Here is an 11,483-nt window from a genome sequence, read left to right as displayed (position 1 = left end):
AGCCTCCATAACTATCGGTGTTCACCCAGATGATTGAGCCTGTATTGGCATCCAGGGCATACAAAGGAGGATTGTTGTTATAGAGGAATATTGGGATAAATACCATACCATTCCATACTGTCATGCAACTAGCAGTATAACCGTATAGTACCTCCGACCATATCTCTGAGCCTGTTACCGCATCAAAGCAATAGATATGGGATATACTTTGAGAGTAGTTTGATCGTCCACAGTACACTCTGCCACCAACCACCGCAGGTGTGCTTCCATCTGCGTCGGCAGCATCTGTTGCCCAGATCCTCTCACCTGTAAGGGCATCCAGACACCACAGAGAATCGCTTGCTGTGTACAGGTAGCCGTCCTTAACTGTAACAGCGTCATCCGTATAACCAGTGCTATATTTCCAGATCAGTTCACCTGTAGCTGCATTTAGTGCGTAAAGTGAATCAGTACCATAGTTGGAAGGGTAGTAAACAATTCCATCCACTATCACCGGCGTTGGAAACTCGTGGTAATCTCCGGTGACCGGTGCAGTCCAGAGTATCGTGTTATCCGTCGGGGCAGGTGACTCTGAAAAGCCATGATGCAGATCGCCCTGCATGTATGTGTACCAGTCGGTGTTCAACCGGGGAATCTGCACCACAGGTTGCCCGTTGAGGGAGTACTGGACGTATTCAGGTATCTCGTTCTCGTTTTCAACAATAGCCCTGACCGTAAGCCAGTCACCGTCATAGGTTTCTCCGTCAACAGGTTCCATGATATTCACGCCAGAAGCGGAAATAACAAGAAATACAAAGCAGGCTGTGATTCCCATAATACGCTCCTTCATTACTTAAATGACAGAATTATTCTTCGGCATTTTGCCCGATTGAGCATTACTAGATTAATGATATTATAGATATGATATCAGGTCAAGACGGTATAAGGATCAGTGTGTAAATTGCCGGATGATTTAAGGAGATTTGCCGGATAAGAACCCTCATGACCGGGGGGCCTACGGAATGCAGATGATATTACATGCGGGACATATTTCTTTATTATAAGATCAAGCGGCGGTAAAATAGGAGGTATAAGGAATGGGAGAATGTATCATCAATTCAGAGAAACGGAGGATACCTGTATTAGTTCTTCTTGCTGGTATTCTTTTACTTTATTTTACTGGGATTTGTGAAGTAAATGCAGCGACAATAAATGCTGCGAGTTGTTCTCAAACAGATGTGCAAGCAGCGATAGATATTGCGTGCGATGGGGATACAGTGGTTGTTCCTGCAGGGGAGGGTACCTGGGATTCAGGGGTTGCAATATCTGATGACAGGAATATTCTCCTGCAGGGTGCAGGCATAGACTTGACAATCATTACAAGAAGTTCGACCGGAACAGCAGTTGATCTGGAGCAAACCAGTTCAAGAGTTACAGGATTCACTTTCTATGAGGGTCGTATCAGCCCCAATGGAGGATCAGGCTGGCGTGTCGATCATTGCAGGATTATCAGTAATGAAGGTATGGCAGGAGTCCTCGTTCGTGGAACGATTCAAGATACACATCCGGATGGTCTGGTGGATCATTGTATATTTCAAAACGCCCGTGTTGTGATAATTGGTTCTGCAGCGATGCTCGTCGAAGGTCCGGATCAGCATTATTTATGGGCACAGGAGCTTGATCTGGGGACAGACGGAGCAGTATATGTAGAAGACTGCACGTTTACTTATACGGTATTTGGAAATTGTATGGATGCGAACTACGGCGGAAAGTATGTGTTTCGATACAACACTGTCAATGATGTTTATTTAGAGGCGCACTCGGTCCAGGGTGAGAATCGTGCTACTATAAAGTGGGAGATTTACAATAATACAATCAATCAGATTGACCGCAGTATGTGGACACCTTTCTTTATTCGCGGCGGGACAGGGGTTGTTTTTAACAATACTCTGACCGGCACATGGTCAAGCCCATGTATTACTTTAGACAATGTCAGAACCTTCAGTGATGTATCTGGAGGAGGTTTATGCAACGGAGGTTCTCCCTGGGACGGGAACGAGCCGCTTGAAACGGGTGGTACCGGCAATCACACTGGAAGCAGTGGATCTTTAACTCTGACCGACGCTTCACAAAACTGGGAAGTTAACTCGCTGGTTGATATTTATGTTTACAATCTTACGGACAGCAGTAAAGGTCAGATCACGGCGAACTCTGCAAACACCGTAACGGCGATCCTTTCTGGCGGCTCGGAAAATGATTGGGATACGGGAGATCACTTTAAGATTACAAACGGGTATCCATCCCGGGACCAGATAGGTCGTTCTACGGATGAATACCTGTGGACCGATGAGACACCGTATCCGCCACAGGATCATGAGCCGGCCTATTCATGGAATAATGAACATGAGGGGGATGATGTGAACTTCAGCGTGCACAATAACTGCCATGTTCACATACAATCAGGCAGAGATTATTTCGATAATGTCCAGAAACCGGGCTATTCTCCTTATACTTATCCCCACCCATTAATAACCGGCAGCACTGCTCCTCAACTTAATTTCAGTGTTTATCCTAATCCCTGCCGGGTTTATCAGGGAGAGAATATTATTACCTTTATTGGCGATTTCAACTCCGGTGATAATATTAAAGTATATGATACTAATGGCAGGTTACTACATGATTCAGGTTATCTTTCAGAAGCAACCTACCAGTGGAATGTGGACGATTTCGCGAGCGGAATATATTTCTTCATTATTATATCGACTGATGATGGGAACAAAGCAGCTGGTAAAATTGTCATATTAAAGTAAACGGAAGCTTAATCATTCCCATTATGAGGAGCCCTCAAAGAGTGAGTCTGTTCTATTATGACTGATTTAAATATGGGCTAAGTATCGTTTCTAATCTCATCCCGCATCGAGATGATATCATAGGTAGGCTTTGCCATGGCAGCCCTGTCAAGAATATCAACGAGTTCCTTCCTCAATATTGCCGGTGAGAGTTTTTCAGGTATATCATCCCCTGGGATCTGAATCATTTGCCAGAGATCATGTGCAGGAATAATAATGCTGACAGGATCGGATGCTTCAGAGATTATTGCCTTAACACTCCTGATACAATCCAGTTTTTCCTCGAGAGTTTCAGCGTTCTCAAAACGAATTCTCTGCAGGAGAGAATCGTTTTCAGGCATAGCTTCAGGTTTTTCCTGCTCTTTTATTAGAGAATTGGATTCTCTGGCGGCGGCTTCCGCTTCCTGAAGCCTTCCAAGCAGGAAAAGAGTACGCGCTCTATCCGCCTGAAAGTAGTATATATAGTGGACATAATCCAGCTCCTGGAAAATCTGTATTGCCTGATTGAAAGTACTCAGAGCCCGCTCAAGATCACCCTGTCTCATTAGAGCAACCGCCATGTAACCAAGCGCTTCCCCCTCACCGTAACGAATACCTGTTTCACGTGAGGTTTCATAATATTCCTGAAGCATCTTCACCGCCTGAGAGTAGTCTCCCTTATCGGTCTTCAGTATTGCAAGGCCGCATGAGTGATAGGATATGTAATACCTGTCACCAATTTCCCTTGCTATATCCAGTGCTTTCTGGTAAGTCATCGCTGCTTCTTCAAATTGATTCTTATTGTGAAATACATCCGCAAGATTTCCAAGACTTACCGAATGTAACCGTTTATCCTTGTGTTGTTTCGCAACATCAATCGCCTTTTCGAGAATCTGCTGTTTCTCGGTAAGATCAACTGCTGTAGATGCCATATTATTGTACACCTTGGCGTTGTTTTCATCATCATCCTTCATCTCTTCGAATACTCTCAGTTGCTTCTCAAACAGTTTTCTGGCTTCACTTATATGACCTGTCATGAACTTCATCGCCGCAAGATATCCTGTGGATTCGTATATTCCCCTCAAATATCCAAGCTCATTATGAATTTCGAGCGCTTTCTCATTTATTTCAAGAGCTGTCTTCAAGTCTCCAAGGCGAGATGTAAGCCAGGCTCGCATACCCATTGCTTCAGCGTATCGTTTCCTGTCTCCTGCGGACAGGGCCAGTTCTTCTGTCCTCTCGGCCAGTTCCACAGCTTCCTTGCATCTGGCAAATATTCCAAGAATCTGGATTTCTTTTATCATTACCCCAATTAACTGTTCTTTCCTGTCCGGCAGAAGCTCAAAAAGTTCTCTCAGCCTTACAATGCACTTGTAACTGAGTTTTACATCACCGTTTCTTTCCGCAGCCTGAAGCACTCTATCAAGGTAAAAACATGCCGTCTCGCTATCTTTCGCCTTATCCCAATGGTATGCGAGATCAGGAAAAAACGTCTCATCACCGGGATAAATATTTTCAATCGCGCAGGCGGCTATACTGTGAAGCTTAACAAGCTCGTTTTCCAGCTGCATGCTGTATGCTGTTTCCCTGAGAAGACCGTGCTGAAAGATATACACGATTTCTGAGACGGATGACCAGAGTTTCTCCTCCGCGCCATTGCTGAGCAATGGTGTGAGATCTCTGCCTGTAAGCATGGCAGAAAGAACCCTGGCATTGAACTCAAATCCAAGAACCGAAGCTTTTTTTACAACTCCTTTCAGATCACCCGACAGACGATCAATTCGAGCTGTCAGAAGGTCAACGATTCCTCTTGGAATTTTGTCGGGAGATTCAGAGAGGGTGATAATGCCATTCTTTTTCTTTATGGAATCTGATTCGACTAAATAAACAGCATACTGGTGAAGATAGAAAGGGTTCATACGGGAGTGTGTTGCGAGGAATATTTCCAGATTGGGTCCTGGTATTCCTCCCAGAATGTCCTTTACGAGTTCGGGAAGAGTCTGCTGTTGAAGGGATTCGAGATTAATGATAAAGGATTCCTTTTCAGAGGGGATATCTATGCTTGAGCCATCATCATGTGTCCTGGCTGCAAGAGCAAGAACAATGGGTAGATTATCCAGGTTTCTGGTCATGCTCCTCAAAAGGGATTCGGAGCTGTCATCAAGCCACTGAATATCGTCTAAAACAACGAAAAGAGGTTCAGTCTGAGCAAGACCGAAAAAGAACTCCCGCAGTGCTGTAATCGTATTTTCCTGCTTTCCTTCCGGTCCAACCTGATGGTAGAGAGAACCGGGCATATCAATTCCAAGAAGCGCAGAGAGAAATGATACGGTTCTTTCAAGTTCCTGAACCCTGTCCGGATACCCATCTCTTAATTCCGCAGATAGGGTCTGGAATATCCTGTTGAATACGGCAAGATTCTCCCTGGAAGATGAATCCCTCTTCTGCTGGAAATAGACTCTCAGAAATGTGACAAATGGTCCGAAGCTTCGTCTGATGATATCATCGCATCTCAGGTGAATTATTCTGAATCCCTGAGTTTCCAGGATATTACCAGCCTCCCATAGGAGGTGAGATTTGCCGGTTCCCGCTGAAGCTGAAACCAGAAGAACACTACCAGTAGAATCATCAGCCGATTTTTGGGCCAGGTCGATAATTATCTCCAGCTCTTCCTCTCTTCCAAGAAGTTTCCCCTCATAAGGATATCCACCTGATTCAGCAATATTGTTATCAAGCTTGAAGATACTAACCTCATCGGTCATACCCTTGACTCTAACTGAGATTGCTGTGCTTGATCCCGGAGTATTGTTGGCAACAATGTCACTTACATAAATACCTGAATTATTTTCAAACCTCATTATCCGGGCAGCTACATTTATCTGGCTTCCAAGAACTGTATAGGTTCCCATCTGCCTGAAACCCAGAAAACCGGCATACATGGTTCCCGAAGAAATAGCTATTCTGATGGGAAAGGGAGTATAGTTGTATATCTGACGGGCGAAAATCAAAGCACGTTCAAGGTCATTCTCATGAGCTTCCGGAGCTCCAAACAGGATCAGGAAATAGAATCCGTTCGAGTCGTAGTGAACTCCATTGAAAAAACCTCCTGTTTCTACTGAAGACTGTATCACTTCCGGGGCTATTGACCTGATCAACTCCTGGTCATCTTCTTCAGCATCCACTGGAGTCAGGAATACCGGAAATACTCTTCTGAACTCACCATATGGTTCCGAGTTGAGCAATTTCTCGGAAAAAAAGCCTGTTTCGAGAATTCTATCCGGAGTTCGTCCACCCATTCTATCAGCAGTAAAAGTTTCACTTTCAGGAGTTTCATCCCTGCATAAGGCAAAACCTCCCTGTTCAGGTTTTTCAAGAGCCTGAAAGGCCCGTCTTAATGCGTTTCCAGAGAAGAACCATCCTTTTCTTTCTCTTCCGAATATTCCCCAGTCTATTGTTCCATCAGAGCCTCCAGCTTTGAATACGATTCTGGCAGATGAAGATGCCGATGCCAGGGTAAGTTTATTCAGCATCTCTTTTCCAAAAGCTTCAGCCTTTTCAATAGCAGTTCCAGGAAGGATTACAGCAAATGAGTCTCCACTGAATCCGGATACAAAGCCCCCACTCCCCCTGATCATTGACAGGATTCCTCTGGAATAGACCCTGTTCAGTGTATTTGAAAGTACTTCTGCTCCGCTTTTTCCCTGTCTGGAAAGGATTTCAGCCATGGATGCGAAACCTGACACATCGAATATCAGTACGCTTCCGGAAACAGATCCGGAAAGATTGCCATCAGAATAATTCAGTGAAATCAGGCGGGGAACAAGATTAAGCATGTTTTTCCTCCCTGTATTCAAAATACCCCTGAGTATTGAGATATAGCAAATTCACTGGATTTTTCATAGTCTACAGCTATCATCATACCGTTCTTCTTATTATGAAGAACGCCACCGGGTTTCCTATCCAATGGTTTTTTCTGCCTGTAGTGGAATTTGAACAATTAACCCGGTCTCATCATAGGCACTCGTAGCGAAGCGTTGTAGATGGCTGTGTATACAAGGCTTTCGAACGCAGACTCCGGAGGCGTACATTAATAGTACGTCTAGGACGGATGTGTGAGTATAACGCAGTATATGCGGTCATATACATTGCTGCAGTAGAGTGCTTGAGATGAAACCGGGTTAAAGCAACAGGGGGAAGGGCGGCTGCCCTTCCCCCTGTTGACTAACAGATGAAATCAGTCAGATTAGAAAAGTGACTTGATGTCACCCCATGTACTTGATTCGAATGCCGTACATTCACCATAGAGATCAAAGAACATATCGGTTGACCATCCCATATCAGGGTGATCGATAGTACTCACCCAAAGACCTGAGCCATCGTTGTACCAGACGGTGCTGCCGATAACATTATCAAAGAGCATTACGAAGCAGTTGTCTACAACATCGGCCTGGATTTGCATCCAGTAAGTTACTCCATCTGAAAGAACTGGATATGCATCCGCGCTGATTGTGCCGGTGAATTCGTAGACGTCATAAAGGGTGCCACCCGATGATTCCCATTCATCAGCGAAGACGTTAGCAGCGGGAACAGCTTCACTCCATACGACAGTTGCATTGTTGGGATCTTGACTACCATCATCTTCTGCGAAAACGACGTTCATGCCTTCGCCCATTTCCCCTGTCCAGATCATCCATATGACAATCTGATTCAGTTCCCAATCACCGATAAGCACAAAATCATCACAGGCCCAGCGGTCACCGGCACCGTATATACTTACACCGTGTGTGGCATTAGCGACGTCCCAAGTCTGTGAATAGGCTGTGCCATCGATGCCTAAAGGACTACAACCCTCGGTGTGGTTAGAGCCGTTTAGTACTATATCATCAGAAGTGAAAGCAATAGCTACAATTATGACAAGAGCAAAAACGCACATCTTCATAAGAACACTTCCTCTCTTAAAGTATACTTAATTAAGTATCAACTTGAATTTCACAGCATATTTATGAAGATTATCCCGGTATTTCCGGATTACTTCTCAGTCTGCTGCATACCATATGCAATAATAATTAAATCGACAGACTAATGACAACCTCAATAAAAGAAGTGGATGGATAAGGATGTTATCCGTTTATTGATGGTAAGAAAAAGCTGGTGCGGTCAGCAACTATGGTTTTTCTGTTCTTCAATGGAATTGAATTCAATATTGATAAAGGCAGCATATTTCCAATTATTCCAGATACTCATCGAAGGAAATTTGCGTTATTGAATGGATTCATTGAAGCAAGATAATTCAGAATACAATTCCTGAAGCAGAATATTGCCAAACGTTCTAGAATGTACTACAGTACAAATAAGTAAGATTAAGGATCAAGAAGGATCTTGAGAGCAATCATCAGAATTAGAAACACGATGATTCAAGATACGACTCTTAAGAATCTATATACCAATAAGTTGGAAGGAAATATAAACTTGAGTCCGGATATGTCGAAGTTATCTGCAATTGGATTCAATCAAAGCGAACAGGTCCTTATGGAAGAAAGAAGATATCTTGAATCAAAGATTAGCGATTGTTTTGTAAGGCTAAGGATTCTATTCTATAGATCCCTACTCCTGCTTGCCTTTATTTCAATGCCAGTATATGGGACTACGTACTATGTTGATGCTTTAAACGGAAATAATAATAATCCAGGAACCGAGGCTGAGCCCTGGCTAACAATTCAGAATGCTACTGACACAATGGTGGCAGGGGATACGGTATATATAAAACAGGGTATTTACGAAGAGATAGTAGATCTCACAGGAAGTACCGGGGTCGAGGGAAAATCGGGAAATGAAACTGACGGACATATCACCTACGAAAGTTATCCAGATCATAACGCAGTTCTTGATGGTACTGCTTTTCAAGGACAAGGCTGGGGTTGTGCATTCATGTCAGGTAGATGGGCAGAGGGATCTCGTGCAATGGATTATATCAGAATAAGAAATCTCATAATAAGAAATTATCCGGAAGCAGGTATTGAATTTAACAGGGAATCTGACGGCAAAGGGTCTCATCACATTATCCTGGAAGATTTGATAGTGCATAACAATGCCGGTATCGGGATATGTATCTGGGGAGGAATAGAATCTGCAGGAACTACTCATAATATAGAAGTTAATAATTGCGAGTCATACAATAATGGTAATCATGGCTTCAAGTTCAATGGCGATGACGAAGGAGTGATAGACGGAGAGCATATTAATGATTCTATAATAGAAAACTGCATATCCCATGACAATCTCTTCATTGGAATACATGCCTCGACAGGGAATTACAACATCACCGTGAGAAATAACACGTGCTACAACAATGGACGACAGGGTATTGCCGCCCATGAAATTTGGGATTCTGTATATGAGAATAACACAGTCTACGGAAATGGAACAAGTGCTGGGGATGAGAATGAAGGAATAATCATTTGGAATTCTAAAAATATGATTATCCGGTGTAACAGGATATATGACAATCCGGGTTATGGTTTAAGGTTCTGGGAAGACCTGGTAGATACCGGATCTTCACCTACTATTGAAAACAACGTTATCTTCAACAACACAGAAGGGGGAATAGGGATTTACACAGATGTGTATAATGGGAAAATTTACCACAATACTATCGCCTTGAATCAAGGTACAGGACTCTATATTACCACTTCGGTTTCTGGACATGATATAAAAAATAATATTGTTTATCAAAATTCTGATCAATTGATGCCTGGCAACGAAAATACATTTGATTATAACCTGTACTACCCGGACGTATCATTCATCGGCAAAGGGCCAAATTCAATTACAGGAGACCCTTTATTTGTGGACCCATCGTATCCAATATATGATTTTCATCTTCAATCAACTTCTCCTGCAATTGATTTGGGGACTGATGTAGGAACTAATACTGATATTGAAGGCACTTTGAGGCCTCAAGGTGCTGGATACGATATCGGTGCATATGAATATTATTCAACATCTTTGTATGATGACTTAAATGGAGCAGTATCTTTGAATATTGCTCTTTATCGGAATCTCCCAAATCCGTTTAATCAGCTAACATGGATAGCCTATGAGATTCCAACCTCCTGCGATGTACTCCTCGAAGTATTTGATGTCACGGGACGAAAGGTTGATACTCTTGTTGACGGCTGGCAGAATCCCGGAGTCCGGAATGTCGTATGGAACGCGAGTGGAGTTACTTCGGGCGTCTATTTCTACAGATTCTCAGCACAGGGAGAAAACATCGTACGAAAGATGATTGTTCTCGAATGAAGAATACATAGAGCTTCATGTGCACTGAAGTTGTGTATCCCCAGTGAATTGCTGCATAGAAACCGCCTGGTATTTATCCGCCTGACATCAGGTGGATTATGTCTACAGTTGCTTCATCCGGGATTTCTGTTGAATCGTACTTATCCCTCGGAATGAGTACACCGTTAATCCGTGCGATAAGAAGGGGGAAGAGGTAATTCATTTCCTTAATAACATCACGGACGGTTTTACCTTCATACCAGTCGAGTGTTAATCCATTAACGGTTATCATGATTGTTGAACAGGCGGGAACGTAATCAGTTCCCGCCCTTTATTCGATTAGCCTCCGTGCTTCCTGACAAGCTCGATTACATCGGGGAAATCCACTCCGAGTTCCATGAGCTTGGCGACAGTCGGAACACCATTATTTGTCCAACCCCTGCGCCTGTATACTGCATCCAGCAGATGTTCGTACTGTGCTTCCCTGTATTTGCGCGTATGGGCAACCTTCTCTTCAGAGGACATTCCCGTGGGATCGATGCCCGCGTCTTCGCGAAGCTGAGTGTCGTACCTTTCCTGACGTGATTCATATTCCTCGACTGTGACAGGGCCTGCGGATCTGTAAGGTATTACATCATGTTCGCGTCTGCCGAAGCCCATTTTCAGGTTGAACACTCGCTGGAAGTTGTAAACTTTCTCGGACATCCTTATCAGGCTGTCCATGGTCTGAGGTTTCCCTGTTACACCTTCAAAGAACTCGCAATACCCCTGGACGTGTGCCGGGACTTTCGCCGGTTCATCTGTTTCAGCGTTATCCGAAGGTTCAACATCGTTCCACGGAAGTTTGCATAAACCGCAAAGGCCGAACCAGGTTCTCCACATGGGGAAGTAATGAAGGGCTTCCGCCTTATCCTCAAAGGTTGGTATCTGTTTGTTAACCATGTCCATGAAGATGAGCCATGCTTCATCATGCTGGGCGCCTTTAAGGGCTATGCCGTAGCCGCCCTGCTGGGCAAGGGATTCCTTGGTCACATATTCCGAATATTCCATACCCTTGGCTTCCATGCCGATGTCAAACACAAAACCCGGATCAGCACCGAAATTATCTACGAAGTACTTCTTCATGTAGCGGATGCCCTTACCGGCAATAAGACCGAAGCCTTCGCCTCGACCTATCTGGTGAAGAAGCTCAAGAACTGCTTTTTTGGCTCCGAAGGGGATTTCAAGCCCTCCGGTTTTCTCCTTATCAAGAACACCTGCTTCGTAACATTCCATGACAAAGGATGTTCCTGTTGAGAAGGAGATCGTATCAAGTCCGTACGTATCGCAGTAGAAGTTGTACTCGGCAACGAAATAAGGATCGAAGATTCCCATATTGGATGAACCGCCAAGTGTTTC

At 44.0% G+C, this 11,483-nt stretch carries 7 protein-coding genes; 2 read left to right on the top strand and 5 right to left on the bottom strand.

The annotated features are described in order from the left end of the window. A partial coding sequence (locus K8R76_11245) for a PQQ-like beta-propeller repeat protein (GenBank protein MCD4848748.1) occupies positions 1-814 on the bottom strand: 814 nt, incomplete at its 3' end. A gap of 262 nt (positions 815-1,076) precedes the next feature. Between K8R76_11245 and K8R76_11240 the strand changes: the two genes are divergently transcribed. Beyond that, positions 1,077-2,789 (top strand): T9SS type A sorting domain-containing protein, encoded by a 1,713-nt coding sequence (locus tag K8R76_11240; protein MCD4848747.1) that lies wholly within the window; start codon positions 1,077-1,079, stop codon positions 2,787-2,789. A gap of 77 nt (positions 2,790-2,866) precedes the next feature. Here K8R76_11240 and K8R76_11235 read toward each other — a convergent pair whose 3' ends face one another. Together K8R76_11235 and K8R76_11230 are read right to left on the bottom strand one after the other, a co-directional pair. Then, complete coding sequence (locus tag K8R76_11235; GenBank protein MCD4848746.1) at positions 2,867-6,640, bottom strand: tetratricopeptide repeat protein; 3,774 nt, start codon at positions 6,638-6,640, stop codon at positions 2,867-2,869. Positions 6,641-7,050: 410 nt separating this feature from the next. Then, positions 7,051-7,746 carry a hypothetical protein gene (locus K8R76_11230; GenBank protein ID MCD4848745.1) on the bottom strand — a complete coding sequence of 232 codons (696 nt, stop codon included), beginning with the start codon at positions 7,744-7,746 and terminating at the stop codon, positions 7,051-7,053. A 440-nt stretch (positions 7,747-8,186) separates the two neighbouring features. Here K8R76_11230 and K8R76_11225 point away from each other — a divergent pair, with 440 nt between their 5' ends. Continuing rightward, positions 8,187-10,106, top strand: coding sequence for a right-handed parallel beta-helix repeat-containing protein (locus K8R76_11225; GenBank protein MCD4848744.1), 1,920 nt, complete (start codon positions 8,187-8,189; stop codon positions 10,104-10,106). A gap of 73 nt (positions 10,107-10,179) precedes the next feature. Here the strand turns inward: K8R76_11225 and thiS are convergent, their stop codons facing one another. Beyond that, positions 10,180-10,377 carry a sulfur carrier protein ThiS gene (gene thiS / locus K8R76_11220; protein ID MCD4848743.1) on the bottom strand — a complete coding sequence of 66 codons (198 nt, stop codon included), beginning with the start codon at positions 10,375-10,377 and terminating at the stop codon, positions 10,180-10,182. Between the two features lie 47 nt (positions 10,378-10,424). Next, positions 10,425-11,483 (bottom strand): aldehyde ferredoxin oxidoreductase C-terminal domain-containing protein (locus K8R76_11215; GenBank protein ID MCD4848742.1); only part of this gene is annotated, 1,059 nt, incomplete at its 5' end.

Origin of the sequence: Candidatus Aegiribacteria sp., assembly GCA_021108435.1 — a bacterium.
Taxonomy (GTDB): domain Bacteria; phylum Fermentibacterota; class Fermentibacteria; order Fermentibacterales; family JCC-6; genus Aegiribacteria.
The sequence above is the reverse complement of the archived record's forward strand: the minus strand, read 5'-3'. Positions and strand labels throughout refer to the sequence as shown.

Excerpts from the sequence above, each read along its gene's own strand:
- K8R76_11235 (MCD4848746.1), bottom strand. The coding sequence starts at position 6,640 with ATGCTTAATCTTGTTCCCCGCCTGATTTCACTGAATTATTCTGATGGC.
- thiS (MCD4848743.1), bottom strand. The coding sequence starts at position 10,377 with ATGATAACCGTTAATGGATTAACACTCGACTGGTATGAAGGTAAAACC.
- K8R76_11230 (MCD4848745.1), bottom strand. The coding sequence starts at position 7,746 with ATGAAGATGTGCGTTTTTGCTCTTGTCATAATTGTAGCTATTGCTTTC.
- K8R76_11240 (MCD4848747.1), top strand. The coding sequence starts at position 1,077 with ATGGGAGAATGTATCATCAATTCAGAGAAACGGAGGATACCTGTATTA.